The 14933-nt window shown below is 66.5% G+C and carries 16 protein-coding genes; 8 read left to right on the forward strand and 8 right to left on the reverse strand.

What is annotated here, in order from left to right:
* Genes hemH through IHE46_RS02080 form a run of 3 tightly spaced genes read left to right on the forward strand, consistent with a single transcriptional unit; the run spans nt 1 to nt 2792 of the window.
* Nucleotides 1–1056, forward strand: coding sequence for a ferrochelatase (gene hemH, locus IHE46_RS02070; RefSeq protein WP_192163128.1), 1056 nt, complete (start codon nt 1–3; stop codon nt 1054–1056).
* Nucleotides 1053–1904 (forward strand): alpha/beta fold hydrolase, encoded by an 852-nt coding sequence (locus tag IHE46_RS02075; RefSeq protein WP_192162936.1) that lies wholly within the window; start codon nt 1053–1055, stop codon nt 1902–1904. The genes hemH and IHE46_RS02075 overlap by 4 nt, the downstream gene beginning before the upstream one ends.
* Nucleotides 1905–1934: 30 nt before the next feature.
* A complete protein-coding gene (locus IHE46_RS02080) occupies nt 1935–2792 on the forward strand; it encodes a hypothetical protein (RefSeq protein ID WP_192162937.1) in 858 nt (285 codons plus the stop codon).
* Nucleotides 2793–2850: 58 nt separating this feature from the next.
* Here IHE46_RS02080 and IHE46_RS02085 read toward each other — a convergent pair whose 3' ends face one another.
* From IHE46_RS02085 to IHE46_RS02115, 7 genes are all read right to left on the reverse strand, one after another.
* Entirely contained in the window at nt 2851–4056 is a 1206-nt protein-coding gene (locus IHE46_RS02085; protein ID WP_192162938.1) for an ABC transporter permease, read from the reverse strand.
* On the reverse strand, nt 4053–4787 hold the full coding sequence (locus IHE46_RS02090; RefSeq protein ID WP_192162939.1) for an ATP-binding cassette domain-containing protein: 735 nt from the start codon (nt 4785–4787) through the stop codon (nt 4053–4055). The genes IHE46_RS02085 and IHE46_RS02090 overlap by 4 nt, the downstream gene beginning before the upstream one ends.
* Nucleotides 4784–4942, reverse strand: coding sequence for a hypothetical protein (locus IHE46_RS02095; protein ID WP_192162940.1), 159 nt, complete (start codon nt 4940–4942; stop codon nt 4784–4786). Before IHE46_RS02095 ends, IHE46_RS02090 begins: the two co-directional genes overlap by 4 nt.
* Before the next feature lie 11 nt (nt 4943–4953).
* Nucleotides 4954–6528 (reverse strand): alpha/beta hydrolase, encoded by a 1575-nt coding sequence (locus IHE46_RS02100; RefSeq protein ID WP_192162941.1) that lies wholly within the window; start codon nt 6526–6528, stop codon nt 4954–4956.
* Nucleotides 6529–6543: 15 nt separating this feature from the next.
* Nucleotides 6544–6738, reverse strand: a complete 195-nt coding sequence (locus tag IHE46_RS02105; RefSeq protein ID WP_192162942.1) for a helix-turn-helix transcriptional regulator — start codon at nt 6736–6738, stop codon at nt 6544–6546.
* Nucleotides 6739–6820: 82 nt separating this feature from the next.
* Complete coding sequence (locus IHE46_RS02110) at nt 6821–7420, reverse strand: hypothetical protein (protein WP_192162943.1); 600 nt, start codon at nt 7418–7420, stop codon at nt 6821–6823.
* 10 nt (nt 7421–7430) lie between these two features.
* The gene (locus IHE46_RS02115; protein WP_225562718.1) at nt 7431–8378 is read right to left on the reverse strand and encodes an alpha/beta hydrolase; all 948 of its coding nucleotides are present in this window, start codon (nt 8376–8378) and stop codon (nt 7431–7433) included.
* 421 nt (nt 8379–8799) lie between these two features.
* On the opposite strand from IHE46_RS02115, the gene IHE46_RS02120 reads away from it, so the two are divergent.
* From IHE46_RS02120 to IHE46_RS02140, 5 genes are all read left to right on the forward strand, one after another.
* Complete coding sequence (locus tag IHE46_RS02120; RefSeq protein ID WP_192162944.1) at nt 8800–9363, forward strand: fimbrial protein; 564 nt, start codon at nt 8800–8802, stop codon at nt 9361–9363.
* 80 nt (nt 9364–9443) lie between these two features.
* Nucleotides 9444–10181, forward strand: a complete 738-nt coding sequence (locus tag IHE46_RS02125; RefSeq protein WP_192162945.1) for a fimbria/pilus periplasmic chaperone — start codon at nt 9444–9446, stop codon at nt 10179–10181.
* Nucleotides 10182–10195: 14 nt separating this feature from the next.
* Nucleotides 10196–12973: a fimbria/pilus outer membrane usher protein gene (locus IHE46_RS02130; RefSeq protein WP_225562719.1), complete on the forward strand. Its 2778-nt coding sequence runs from the start codon at nt 10196–10198 to the stop codon at nt 12971–12973.
* 59 nt (nt 12974–13032) lie between these two features.
* A complete protein-coding gene (locus IHE46_RS02135) occupies nt 13033–14142 on the forward strand; it encodes a fimbrial protein (protein WP_192162946.1) in 1110 nt (369 codons plus the stop codon).
* A 100-nt stretch (nt 14143–14242) separates the two neighbouring features.
* Nucleotides 14243–14515: a hypothetical protein gene (locus IHE46_RS02140; protein WP_192162947.1), complete on the forward strand. Its 273-nt coding sequence runs from the start codon at nt 14243–14245 to the stop codon at nt 14513–14515.
* A gap of 39 nt (nt 14516–14554) precedes the next feature.
* Here IHE46_RS02140 and IHE46_RS02145 read toward each other — a convergent pair whose 3' ends face one another.
* Entirely contained in the window at nt 14555–14872 is a 318-nt protein-coding gene (locus tag IHE46_RS02145) for a hypothetical protein (protein WP_192162948.1), read from the reverse strand.
* Between the last annotated feature and the right edge of the window lie 61 nt (nt 14873–14933).

Below are 14933 nucleotides of genomic sequence, written 5' to 3' on the forward strand. Positions count from 1 at the left end.
ATGCCCAGCCACGACCACTATACCGGCCCCGCAAGCCATTCCGCCCTTGGCGCTGCGGCATCCGTTCAGACTGCCGTTCTGCTGGTGAATCTCGGCACGCCGGCCGCGCCCACGGCAAAAGCGCTGCGGCCCTGGCTCGCCGAATTCCTGTCCGATCCGCGCGTGATCGACTACCCGCGCTGGAAGTGGTGGCCGATCCTGCATGGCGTGATCCTGCGCGTGCGCCCGCGACGCTCCGCACATGCCTACGCACGCATCTGGGATACGCAGGGGTCGCCGCTGCGCTGGCACAGCGAGGCGCTGGCGAAGGCATTGCAGGCCGAACTGGGAGCGCACGTGCGCGTGGTGCTGGCGATGCGCTACGGCGAACCGTCGGTGTCGCAGACCATCGCGCGACTGCAGCGCGAAGGCGTGCGTCGCCTGCTGGTGCTGCCGCTGTATCCGCAGTACTCCGCCACCTCCACCGGCTCGGTGATCGACGCCGTGGCCGACGCGATGCAGTCGCTGCGCTGGCCGCCCGAGCTGCGCTTCGTCAACGACTACCACGACGATCCCGGCCACATCGAGGCGCTGGCCGCAAGCATCGAAGACTGGTGGGCCGAACACGGCCGCGGCGACCGGCTGCTGCTCTCCTTCCACGGCATACCCGAACGCTATGCGGACCTCGGCGATCCGTATGCCGAGCAATGCCGCATCACCGCGCGCCTGCTGCGCGAACGGCTGCAGTTGGACGAATCGCAACTGCTGCTGAGCTTCCAGTCGCGCGTGGGACGCGAACGCTGGCTGGAACCCTACACCGACGCCACTGTGCGCCGCCTCGCTGGCGAAGGCGTGCGCAAGCTCGATGTGGCCTGCCCCGGCTTCGCGGTGGATTGCCTGGAAACGCTGGAAGAGATCGCCATGCAGAACCGCGATTTCTTCGCCGCCGCCGGCGGCGAGAGCCTGCGCTACATTCCCGCGCTCAACGACGGCGCGGGACAGGTGCGCAGCCTCGCCGCGCTCGCGCGCCGCCACCTGCAGGGCTGGCCGCGCGTGGACGGCACCGAAGACCCATGAACGCGCCAAGCGAACGGCGCATTGCGCTTCCCTGGCTCACGCTCGCCGCGCTGGAATGGGGCGACGCGTCGGCGCCGCCGCTGCTCGCGCTGCACGGCTGGCTGGACAACGCCGGCAGCTTCGCCACGCTGGCGCCACTGCTCGCAGCACGGTACCGCGTGATCGCGCTGGACCTGCCCGGGCACGGCCACTCCGATCACCTGCCTGCCGGTGCCAGCTACCACTACCTCGACCATGTACGTGCCGCGCTGGGCGCGCTCGATGCGCTGGAGCTACCGCGCTGCAGCCTGCTCGGCCACTCGCTGGGCGCCGGCATCGCTTCGCTGGTGGCCGCCGCGGCACCCGCGCGCATCCAACGGCTGCACCTGATCGAAGGGCTGGGCCCGCTGGGCGATGACGGAACACACACGCTGCAGCGCTACCGCGATGCGCTGGCCGCACCGCCGGCCAACGGCAAGGCGCTGCGCATGTTCCGCGACATCGAACAGGCCGCGAGTGCCCGAGCCATCGCCAGCGGACTCGACGCGGGGCTCGCGCGCCCCATCATCGAACGCGCCCTGCGCCAAGCCGACGGCGGATGGCAATGGCGCAGCGATCCGCGACTCACCCGTCCCACCGCGATCCGGCTGGCCGAAGCGCAGATCCATGCCCTGCTCGCCGGCATCGAAGCGCCTGCCGCGCTGCTGCTTTCGCAACCTGCCACGCCCTACCTACCCGCCACGCAGATGCAGGCGCGTGCCGCCTGCGTGCCACGCATCGCCGTCGAACATATGGACGGTGGCCATCACCTGCAGCTCGAACATCCGCAGGCAGCGGCGCAGTGGGTGCTGCGCCACGCCGCTCCATGACCGGCTGCGGAGGCGATACCCGGACGGCGCATGCGCGTCGCCCGGACCCAGGCGATAGCTCAATCGGCGCGGCATAGCAGGCAGCATCGTCAACCGCACGCCATTTCCGCCGTTTGTCTCCTTCGACACCCGCCCGCCAGAGTCGCCATGAAAAAACGGATCCGCCATGTGTTGACGGCCACACTGCTGGCCGCGATGGCCTTCGCTATCCGACCCGCAGCGGCAGCGACCCCAACCTCGCCGGACACACCCGCCCAGGACGGAACGGAAAAAATCGAGTACTGCCTGCAAGGGCTGGAGAGCTTTTTCCCGGGCGACTATTACGCGTGCCGCGCGGCCTACCACTTGCAGAGACAGCATTACGGCTCGTTCCTGGAAATGCTGCGCGAGGCCGCCTACTGGGCCAACAAGAATGCCCAGTACGAACTGGGCCTGGTCTATTTCCAGGGAGATATTCCCGGCATACCGGAAAACCGTTCCCTCGGCCTCGCGTGGCTGGCACTGGCCGCCGAAAGAAAGAAACCGGATTTCCAGCAGGCCTACACCACGGCCTATCTGCAAAGCTCGCCCCAGGAGCGCGCGGCCGCCAGCGATCTGTGGAAGACCTTGCTTCCCAAATACGGCGACAAGATTGCCGCTCCGCGTGCCATCCGCCGCTACAACCGGGCCATCGGCCCGCTCTACGCTGCGTCGGAAAGCGGCGGCATCACCTATATCTCCGGTTTCACGCCCTATCCGCAATCGGCCTTCAGCGTGGTCAAGACCCTGCAGGACCGCGCCGACAACGATTTCGACGACTTGCATGGCACGGTCACCGTGGGCGTTCTCAAGCCGCTGGACAACGCCACGCAACCGGCGCCGACCGACCAGCCGGATACCGCGCACTGAGCCGGCCGCGGATCCATCCGCCGGCCGGCCAGCACCACACGCCGCGAATCAGGCGCTCTCAGCCCGAAATCGCCAGCCGCTCGGAACGGTACTGCTGCGCGGTGATGCCGATCACCACCAGCGCCGCCGCCAGCGTGCCGGCGAGGCACAGCCCGAGCTGCTCCATCGAAATGCCTTCGCCGCGCAGCTGCTGCATGATGCCGAGGTTCTGGCCCAGCAGGGGCACCATGTACATCCATGGCAACGGCTTGACCGGCAGGAAGGCCAACAGCGCACTCGGGATTAGCGGCACCATCATCAACAGCGAGATGTAGGTCTGCGCTTCGCGGTAGCTCTTGGCGAACGCGGCCACCAGCGTTTGCAGCGAAGCCAGCAGCAGCACCAGCGGCAGCATCAGCAACAGCACGATGCCGGCGAAGTGCCAGCCAAGATCCAGCTCCATACCCAGCTTCTCGGCGGGGATGAACTGTCCCACCACCGCGAATGCGAGCAGGGTGATGGCCAGGCTGGCGAACGAGAACGCGCAGATCGCCGCGAGCTTGCCGGTCAGGATCTTCCGACGCACCACCGGATTGGCGAACAGCGGCTCCAGCGACTGCCGCTCGCGCTCGCCGGCGGTAAGGTCGATGGCCAGCGGCATGCCGCCCATGAACAGGGTGATCACGAAGAAGTACGGCAGCATGGCGAACATCAGCACCGCACGCGATTGCGGCGTGGCCTGGTCGCGCGTGGCCACCTGCACCGGCCACGCCGTGCCCGGCGACAGGCCGCGTGCCACTAGCCGCATCGCGCCCTGCTGGCGCGCATAGGTTTCCACCAGCTTCTGCACGCGCTCCACCGCGCTGTCGGTGTCCCGCCGCGAGGAGTCGTAGAACACTTCCACCTGCACCGGCTCGCCCTTGCGCCAGGCCTCGCCGTAATGGGCGCCGATGCGCAGCGCGACATCGGCATCCTGCTTGACCACGGCCTGGCCCGGGTCGGCCACCGCCGCATCGGGCACGACGCCGCCTTCCTTCAACGCATCGATCAGGTGCGGCGCGTACTGCGCACCGATCACCGGCACGTGCAGCGGCTTGTCGGCCTTGTCCAGTTGCTGGTTGACCTGCACGTTGATGAGCATCACGAACAGCAGCGGGCCCAGCAACGGTCCGGTGATGAACGCGCTCAATATGGTGCGCCGGTCGCGCAGGTTCTCGCGCACTTCCTTGAGGAATACGGTGAGCGTCGCGCTGGCGCGGCGCGCTTTCGTGGCGACGGTATTCATGCGGCGAGGCCCTCGTCGGTCCCGATGATCTTCACGAAGGCATCCTCCAGGTTGGTTTCGCCGGTTTGGGCGCGCAGCGCATCGGGCGTTTCGTCAGCCACCACGCGGCCGTGCGCGATCACCACGATGCGGTCGCACAGCGCCGCCACCTCTTGCATGATGTGGCTGGAAAACAGCACGCAGCGGCCTTCCGCCTTCAATTGCTGCATGAAGCGGCGCAGGCCGCGCGTGGCCATCACGTCGAGCCCGTTGGTGGGTTCGTCGAGGATGACGTTGCGCGGATCGTGGATCAGCGCACGGGCGATCGCCGTCTTCACGCGCTGGCCTTGCGAGAAACCTTCGGTGCGGCGGTCGAGGATGTCGCGCATTTCCAGCGCATCGACCAACGCGTCGTGCCGCGAGCGCAGCGTGGCTTCGTCGAGGCCATGCAGGCGCGCGAAGTATTCGATGTTCTCGCGCGCGGTGAGCCGCTTGTACAGGCCGCGCGCGTCCGGCAGCACGCCCAGCGAGCGGCGCACCGCCAGCGGTTCGGCTGCGGCATCGACGCCGTCCACCAGCACCTGGCCGCTGTCGGGCTGCATCAATGTGTAGAGCATGCGCAGCGTGGTGGTCTTGCCCGCGCCGTTGGGGCCGAGCAGTCCGGTGATCTCGCCGTCGCGCGCGGTGAAGCCGACGCCGTCCACGGCTTTCACGGCGCCGAACGCCTTGTACAGATTCCTGACTTCGATCACGGCTGCGCACCCCGCTTGAAACAGGCGTTCCGCCTGGTGGAGAACACGGAAAACGCAACCAGCAGCGGCAGCAGGATCTGGCTGGTGACATGCGGCGCATCAAGCACGGCGGCGGTGACGAAAGCCGCGGCCAGAAGCCCGGCGTTTGCAAGCACGTTTGGCTTTCTCATGGCGTAGCTCCGTTGAAGTCGATGAAGAAGGGCTCTTGCTGCAGGCGGTCGAGGCAACTCGTATCCATCGTCTTCGGATCGAGCTTCTCGACGAAATGCTGTACCAGCTTCGGCCCGCAACCCGTCGCCAGCACGCTGTGGCCCTGCCCCTTGAACAGCAGCACGCGTGCATTCGGCAGCGCCTTCGCCACCTCCTCGGCGTAGCGCGGCGGCGTCACCGGGTCGTACTGGCCGGCGAGCAGCAGCACGGGTTTGTCGGTTTCGAGCGGCTGGTGGAAATCCGCCGGCCGCGTGCCCTTCGGCCACGCCGAACAGATCGCCTTGTAGGCATCGACCATGTGCGTGCCGAGCAGGGTGTCGGCGTCCTGCGGACGGTTCGTGAGCAGATCGGCGTCCTCGCTGCAGATGACCGAGTACGACATGCCGCTGCCGGCGAGGTCGGCCATGTCCACGGTGAGCAGCTTGGCCTGCCCCAGCAGCGGCCCCACGTCGCCGTGCGCCGCCGCGTCGATGGAGAGCGGCAGCAACGCGGCGGTGGCCGGCGTGTAGGCGAACATGCGCACCACGCTGACCAGCGAATCCTCGTCCAGCATGCGCTGCACGGTCTGGTAGCTCTGCGGGTCGCGGAAGCTGACCGGATGCGGATTCGCACGCAGCGCATCGCGCAGCTGGATCAGCGTCTGGTACGGCGCGCCGAAGCGCCGCTTGCAGGCCGCATCGGTGTCGCAGCGCGCGAACTGCGCCTTGAGCGCATCGTCGAGGTTCTGCGCGAAATCCTCGCCCAGTACCACGCTGTTCGGCACCGTGCTGTCCAGCACCACGCTGCGCACCGCATCGGGGTGATGCCGCACGTACTGCTGCGCCACGCGCGTACCGTAGGAAACGCCGACCAGGTCGAACTGCGATACCCCCAGCGCGCGACGCACGTCATCCAGATCCTGCACCGCATCGGTGGTGGTGTAGTAGCGCGGGTCGGCATGCGTCTCGACCTGCTTCAGGCAGGCCTCCGCATCCGCGCGCAGCTTGTCGGGATCGAAGCCCGCGGCATCGTCGGCATCCGTCTTGCCGTCGGTCTTGCAGTCCAGCGCGTTCGAACCGCCGACACCGCGCTGATCCAGCAGCAGGATGTCGCGATGCGCGCGCAGCGGCTGCAGCATTCCATCGATCGGGCCGGCGTAGTCGGTGGCAGCCTGCCCCGGGCCGCCGGCGAGAAAGGCCAGCATGTCGGGTCTGGCCACCTGTGCGCTCGAACGCAGCACCGCCAGCTTCAGCGTGATTTTCCGGCCTTGCGGATCGGCACGGTTTTCCGGCACCTCCAGCGCGCCGCACCACGCCTCGGTGCTCAGGCCGCTGTTGGGCTGGCCGAGATGGCAAGCAGTCAGCGTGAGCTTGCCGAACCGCCACGTGCGCGGCGGCGCAGGTTTTGCATCGGCTACGGTATTCGACGTCGTTGCCGGCGACACCGGCGCGTCCGTCCCCGCATGCTGCGCATGCCATTGGTTCCAGGCCAGGTAGCCCACCGCCGCCACCGCGACGACGATGCGGAAAATCGTGCGTCCACTCAGTTTCATGTCCCCTCCCTTCAGTCAATCGCCCGGCTCGAAGATCCCTTCGATCGGACGTCCAAACAGTTTTGCGATCTTGAAAGCCAGCGGCAGGCTGGGGTCGTACTTGCCGGTTTCGATGGCGTTGACCGTCTGCCGCGACACGTCCAGCCGCTCGGCGAGGTCGGCTTGCGACCAGCTCTGCTCGCCGCGCAATTCGCGTACGCGGTTGTTCATACGGAATACCGGCTCGTCGGGCCCGCAAAAGAACCTTGGAGCTGCCAGCGCAGCGGCGTCCATGCCGCGCCGTCGCGCCGGCTCATGCCTCATCCTCCAGCCTGCGGCGACGGAAAATCGCCGACAGCAGCGCGGCCATCGTCAGTGACGCCGTTAGGCCGCTGAGCAGCCCGCGCTGCCAGTCACTCAATACGCCCCAGCCCAGCAGCAGGATCAGGCCGAATGCGGCCGCGCATATCGCCAACTGCCAGTGCCGGGCGAGGCCATCGTTGCTGCATGCCATGGCCCAGTCGCCGCCGTAACGGCGTGCGGCCCAGCCGCGGCCCAGCGTGTGCAGCACCACCATCGCCGGCCACACCCAGATCAGCGCCGTACCGTCCAGCCGAACCACCTTGGCGGCGACCAGGAAGCCGCCGGCCAGGCACAGCGTGCCCACCACCGTGCCGGCGATGGCCAGGCCGATCAGGTTCATGCGCTGCTCCAGCTCGTCGCTGCCCGTCACCAGGCGCACCATCGCGCGCGTCACCATCAGCACTGGCAGTATGGGCAACAGCGCCAGCGCGGTACGCCCCCACACGCTCTGCATATGGTCGACCAGCGGCCATACCAGCAGCATGATCAGGATGTAGGCCAGCATCGGCGGCCAGAATTCGCGCATGTAGCGGCGCTGGACGGGATTCATCGCCATGGCTTCAGAGCCCCTGAAGGAAATCGCCCAGCACCTGCTGGAACTTGGCCGGCTGGTCGAGCATCACGAAGTGCCGCGCGGGCGAGATGGACACCACCTTCGCCCGTGGCGCATTCGCGAGCAGGCTCTGGTAGTAGGCGGTCTTCTGCGCCTCGCTTATCACCGGCTGCTTGTTGGCCGCGGCAGCCGCGGCGAAATCCGGCGCGTAGTACGGCGAGATCTCCAGGACCGGCACATGAGCCTGCGCGAGCAACGGGCGATAGTCGGACGACATGTCCTCGGCCATGTATTCCGCACTGGCCGCGATGTCGCTGCGCGCGTTCATCGGCGCGTATTGTGCCGCCAGCTTGGGATCGACCACGCCGATGTGCTGCATGTAACCCAACGCCGCCGCCTGGAACTGGGCCGGCGTCGCCGCCGCCATCTGCTCGCGCAAGCGCCCGGCGATGGTCTGGCGCTGCGTGGCGTCCAGCTTCTCCATGCCGGGAAAGATGGGCAGCCCGTCCACCGCCACGGCGCCGGAAATCAGAGCTGCGTGCTCGCCCGCGAAGCGCAGCGCCAGCGTGCCGCCCAGGCTGTGACCCACCAGCACCGGGTGGTCGATATGCTGCTGGCCGATCAGCGCCAGCAGGGAAGCATCGGCCTGGTCCATCAGTCCGGTCTTCTGGGCGGGCGCGGGCATGCCGTCGAATCCCGCCAGGGTCACCGCATAGACCACGTGATTCTTTTCCAGCCGGGTGATGGTGTCCTGCCAGACCCATGGGCCGCCTTCCAGGCCGGGAATCAGGATGACCGGGCGACCGTGGTCGCCATGGCGTTCGAACTTCAGCGTGCCGACCTGACCGGCCGATGCCACCGGCGCCGAAGCCGCGCTGGCGGCCCCGGCGGCAAGCAGCGAAGACGCCAGCAGCAGGCGGAACATGGTCTTGACCGTGACAAAACGCGTGCGCATTTGGATATCCCCTTTGGAATGTAAAGCGACCTTTACATGCGCAGCGTAGCCCTGCCCCCGCAGGCTGTCAAGCGTACTTTACACGGAGGCGCCCAAGACCGCATCCAGGCCGCCCGGGCACTTTGGGACCCAAATTCGGCGTCGACATGTGACGCAAACCACACTTTTCACTGCCATAATCTGTCAGGGGCCAACCACGGAGAGATACGACATCCGTCGTGTCGGGCAGGTATTGCCCCGGTCAACGGCTAGAGGGCAGTGCAAGTATCGTGATCTCGGTCACAGTTTGGCATCCAGCTTGCTTAGTACCCGGCGACCAGCCACGCGCAAGGCTGCAGTCGGGTGGTGTCGCCACAAGACCACCGTTGTCCACCAGCGCGTCGAACCAGTTTGCAAACTGAAACCTAAATAGGAAACACCCATGAACAAGACTCTGCTCTCCGCTGCGCTGATTGCCGGTTTCGGCGTCGCAGCTCTCGCCCCGCAGGCTTCGCATGCGGCCACCAACACGGTCACCATCAACGGCAAGATCCTGAACGCCACGTGCGCTGCCAGCGTCAACGGCGGCACCAACGGCGGCACCGTCACCCTGCCGGACGAGCCCGCGACCGCTTTCACGGCCGTCGGCAGCGTGGCGGGTGCCACCCCGTTCACGATCGCCCTGACCGGCTGCCCGACCACCCCGTCGGGTGTCCAGGTCGGCGCGCAGTTCTACTCCACCTCGAACGCTGACACCGCCACCGGCACGCTGAAGAACACCGGCGTCACCGGCGTGGACGTGCAGCTGCTCGACTCGGCCAGCGCTGCTGTGCCGGTCGCTACTGCCGCCCAGGTCCCGGGCAACAACACGGGCGTCACCGACCCGACCACGCTGACCGGCGCTACCGCCAACCTGAACTACACCGCGCAGTACTACGCCACCGCCGCGTCGGTGTCGAGCGGCACCGTTTCGACGAACGTGAACTTCGTCATCAACTACCAGTAAGTCCGATGACGGTCCGGCCCGCCCGCGTTGAAACGCGCGTGGCGGGCACGCGACCACCCCCTGGCGCAGCGGAGCATCCCATGAAACGTCTGATAGGCACTGCCTGTGCAGTGACGGCTACTTTGTCCCTGTACGCAGCCGCTGCCCATGCCAGTGTCGTCATCACTGGTACCCGCGTGGTGTACCCCGCTCAGCAGAGCGAGGTCACCGTGCGCCTGTCCAATCAAGCCGACCATCCTGCGCTGGTCGAGGCATGGATCGACACCGGCGACACCAAGTCGACGCCGGACAATACCAATGCGCCGTTCCTGATCACCCCGCCGCTGTTCCGCATGGAATCGCACAAGGACCAGAACCTGCGCATCATCTATACCCAGGGCACCCAGCCGCTGCCGACCGACCGTGAGTCGGTGTTCTACCTGAACGTGCTGGAAGTCCCGCCCAAGCCCACTGGCGCGCAAACCGCCGGGCGCAACTATCTGCAGTTCGCGATGCAGTCGCGGCTGAAGCTGTTCTACCGCCCGGCCGGCCTGCCGGGCGATGTGATGAAGGCTCCCGACCAGCTGCGCTTCACGGCGCAGGGCACGACGCTGGACGTACGCAACCCCACGCCGTACTACGTCACGATCGGCTCGGTTGCGTTCGGTACCGACGGCAAGCCGCTCGAAGGCGTCAGCGGCATGGTGGCACCGCTCGGTGACCTCCAACTGACGCTGAAGGGCCTGAAGCAGGCACCGAGCGCCGGCACGGCCATCACCTACGCCACCATCAATGACTTCGGCGCCGTCGACACCCACAAGGGCGTCGTGGCTCCGTGATCTCGCAGCGCGCCATGCTTCGCCACCCGACCGTGCGCCCTTCGGCGCTCGCGGTGGCGTGCGCCATGGCGCTGACCGTTGTTGCAGCCTGGCCGCAGCCCGCTACGGCGGCAGCCGCCGCTGCAGCGGCGGCTGCGACGCCTGCTACGAACACTGCCATCGACCCCAGCGCCGCCGACGGCGGTCTTGCCAATTTCGATCGCAGCATGCTGGCCGGCGCCGGGCACGACATCTCCGACCTCTCGCGCTTCGAGCACGGCAACCCCGTGCTGCCCGGCATCTACAACCTCGACGTCTACCTCAACAAGAACTGGGTAGGCCGCATGGACGTGCGCTTCGCCGCACCGTCGAAGAATGCCAACGGTGTGCCCTGCGTCAGCGCCATGATGTTCGATCGCATGGGCCTCGTACCCGTCAAGAGCGATGCCGCAGCGGCAGCGGCGGAGAAACTGTCGTCGCCCTCCGAGTGCGTGAGCCTGGGCGACCTGATTCCCGGCGCCACGATGTCCTTCGACATGTCCGACTTGCGCCTGGATGCCAGCGTGCCGCAGGCTTACATGAACCAGCGGCCACGCGGCTGGGTCAACCCGGCATCGTGGGATGCGGGCGTGCCGGCATTCCTGCTCAACTACAACTTCAACACCTACCACGCCACCAGCAACGGGCAGGATCAGACCAGCACGTACCTCAACCTGCGCTCGGGCCTCAACATCGGCCTGTGGCAGTTCCGGCAGGACAGCACCATCACCGTGCAGTCCGGCAGCAACCAGCCAAGCCAGCGCCACTGGCAGAACATCGATACCTACGTGCAGCGCGCGCTGCCCAAGCTGGGCGCGGAACTGACCGTGGGCGACAGCTACACCGACGGCTCCGTGTTCAACAGCTACGGCGTGCGCGGCGTGCAGCTGGCCACCGACGACCGCATGCTGCCGCAATCGCTGCGCGAATACGCGCCGGTGGTGCACGGCGTGGCCTATACCAATGCCAAGGTCACCGTGACCCAGAACGGCATGCAGATCTACCAGGCCACCGTGGCGCCCGGTCCGTTCGTGATCAACGACCTCTACCCCACCGGCTACGGCGGCGACCTGATCGTGAACGTCACGGAAGCCGACGGGCGCCAGCACAGCTTCACCGTGCCCTACGCTTCGGTGCCTCAGCTGCTGCGCCCCGGCATCACCCGCTTCGACATCGTCGCCGGCCAGCTGCGCAACACCGACCTGCAGGACGACAAGCCCGGCGTGATCCAGGGCGTGGTGCAGCACGGTTTCAGCAACCTGCTCACCGGCTACGCCGGCGTGCAGGGTTCGGCCGGCTACGCCTCGGCGCTGGTCGGCGGCGCGCTGAACACGCGCTACGGCGCGCTGGCGCTGGACGTGACCCAGGCCCACACCAGCATTCCGCACTACGGCACCTACAACGGCCAGAGCGTCCGCATCAGCTACAGCAAGGTTTTTCCGGGAAGCAACACCACGTTCACCGTGGCCGCCGACCGCTATTCCACCGGCGGCTTCCTCAGCCTGAGCGATGCCGAGGCAGCACGCGACTATGCCAACCACGGCATGGATGCGCTGCAGTACCAGCTGACCAACCCGCTGACCATCGACGGCGTGACGACGTCGAGCCTGCTCTCGCCAGCCCAGCTCGCGGCACTGAACGGAACCGTCTACAACGGCAGCAACGTCTACACCGCCACCGGCCTGCTGCAGCAGCGCAACAGCTTCACCCTGGCGCTCAACCAGCAGTTGGGGAGCCGCGGCGGTTCGCTGTACGCCAACGCGTCGATCAACGACTACTGGAACCACAACGGCAACAATTCGCAGTTCCAGGTGGGCTACAACAATCACTTCGGGCGCCTTGCCTACGGCATCTCCGTGAGCCGCGGGCGCACCCAGCTGGGCGGCTACGACAACCAGGTCGCCTTCAACGCCAGCCTGCCGCTGGGCGACACCCCGCACGCGCCCACCCTTTCGTTCAACGTCGATCACGACACCCAAAACGGCAGCGAACAGCAAGCCTCCCTCAACGGCACGCTGGGGCAATGGAACCAGTTCTCCTATGGCGCCACCGTCTCGCACAACAGCAGCGATACCGGCAGTGCCTATAGCGTGAACGGCGGCTACAACAGCCCCTACGCTGCGTTCAATGCCAGCGCCGGCAACGGCAACGGCTATTCGCAGGCCTCCATCGGCGCCAGCGGGGCGGTGGTCATCCATGCGGGCGGCGTCACCTTTGGCCAGTCGACCGGCGACACGGTCGCTCTCGTGCATGCCCCCGGTGCGGCCGGTGCGCACGTTCTCAGCTCGCCGGGTCTCGCCGTGGACAGCGCCGGCTACGCGCTCGTGCCGTATGTGCTGCCCTATCAGCTCGACACCGTCCAGCTCGACCCGCAGGGCATGCCGCTGGGCGTGCAGCTGGATGCCACCAGTGCAGAGGTGGCGCCTTACGCCGGCGCGGTGGTGGTGCTGAACTTCAAGAGCAAGGTCGGCCGCGCCCTGATCGCGCGCATCCGCATGGCCAACGGCAAGCCGGCACCCTTCGGCGCGGAAGTATTCGACAGCAAGGGCGCATCGGTGGGCTTCGTCGGCCAGGCCGGACAGATCCTGCTGCGAGGCATCGGCGAGGCCGGCTCGCTGGTCGTGCGCTGGCAGGACGACAACGGAGCCGACCTCTCCTGCACGTTCCCCTACAAGGCGCCGAACCAGGGCAAGGGCAAGCAGGCCGGCCTCGAGGGAATCAGCGTAACCTGTGCGATGCCGTCGGCCACCGCCGCCGCGAAAGATGCGCCGTGAAGAACGAAGCATTGCACCGCCCATTCGCACGACCTGCCTCCACCGGCGGACGAGTCTCCATGGAAAAAAACCAACACCTCCCGGAAACCGTCATGAGCCAAGCCGCCCAGTCGCATCCGCACATCGGCCAACACCGGCAACTCGGTTGGTGCGGATTGCTGCTGTTGCTGTTGGTGTCCCTGCTGGCTCCGATCGGCCGGGTCCACGCGCAAACCGCGGGCTGCATGGAAGACGGCAGTTCTCCGGCCTCCCAGAGCGCCATCACCTTCAGTCCGCCGGCAACGATCGCGTTGACCACCATGCCGGCTGCCGGCACCGTGCTGTGGTCATCGGGCCTGATAGCGGCCAATCCGGCCCCGGTATACGACTGCTCTGGCAATGTGCCTTATGGAGTACTCAACAATGTTGGCGCCACGCCTGCCAGCGGCACCACCTTTCCCACCGGAGTCGCCGGACTTTCCTACCAGCTCGTCCGCAACGGAGCCAATTTGGATCCATGGTCCATGGATACATATGCGGGCGGAGGAAATGGCTGCACGTACCGACGCGGCGCGTGGAATTGCGCCAACGGATACACCACGGTCACTTTCAGTGTCACCACGCAATTGAAGCTCGTGGTGACCGGGCCGATCGCCAGCGGCAGCGTGCTCAACGCTGGCACGCTCGGTTACTGGCAATTCCAGGGATTGGGTTCCAATGGAGCCATTACCCCGGTCCAGATCATTGCCTTTGCATTGAACAACTCGACCACCATCACCTTCCCGACCTGCACCGTCACCACCAGTTCGATCAGCGTCACGCTGCCGGACATAGGTGCGTCGGCGCTGGGCAGCCTTGGTGCAACGGCCGGTGCCACGCCTTTTTCCATCAATCTCAATTGCCCGAGCACGGCGTCCGGCGCACCCGTATATGTCGAGATGGACTACAACGGCACCGCCTCCGGCATCCAGGGAGTCCTGACGCCCACTGCCGGCACCAGCGCCGGAGTTGGCGTGCAGCTGCTCTATTCGAACACCGCCGTAACCTTCGGCACGCCGACGCAGGTCGGCACGACCACCACGGGAGCCATGAGCATCCCGTACACGGCCCAGTACTATCAAACGCAATCGGCTGCGGTCACCCCGGGCACGCTGACAGCGTCCGCCACCTTCCTGATCATGTACGAGTAGCATCACCGTCATCCTGACCAAGCCGGAACACCATCAAAGCTCCTCGCATGATGAGTGACGGCTCACCCGACTCGCCATCGGCATCCGGAGAGCAGATTCCATGAACAAGATTTTCGCGCTGACCCTGGCCATGGCATTTGCTGGCATGGCACACGCCCAGACCCCGGTGCACCCGACGAAGGGCGCGGTCGTTGTCAACAAGGCATCCATACCCGCCCAGAATGCACAGGGCAAAGCATCGACCACCACCGGCATCCCCGCCAACGGCAATGCCGTCGCACCCCGGAAGAATGTACTCACATGCGTCCCGGCAAATGCACCGGCAAGCGCGACCAACACTCCATGCCACCCCACCAAGACCGCGCAGCTCTGATGCCGACAGGCATCCACGGTCCTGGTCGGCGGTGAACGCCTATTCGTAAACCCGCGTCACCATCTGCACACGGGCTATGTCCGCGGAAGCGTGGTAGTCGACGAAGTACTGCAGCAGGGGATTGCCTGCCGCCGTCGCTCCATCCAGGCGCAACACTGAAATCCGGTAGGCGGATGGATCGGCAGCAGTCACCTGCATGCTGCCTGCGCAAGTGAATGGGCGATCCGGCATGCGATTGCCGATCGTCATGACCCCGGAGCCACCGAATGCCCCGCAGGTCGGCGCCCTGATGGCGCCGCTGAAATCGATTCTTCCTTCGCCCGCCCATGCGCTCGATGCCATCAGCGCAATAGACAAGACGACCGTCTTGCAATACCGGCCCTGCATAATCCCCCCGTCCTGGCCGAGGGAAGATGCA

This window comes from Rhodanobacter sp. DHG33, from assembly GCF_014843005.1.
Classification (GTDB): domain Bacteria; phylum Pseudomonadota; class Gammaproteobacteria; order Xanthomonadales; family Rhodanobacteraceae; genus Rhodanobacter_A.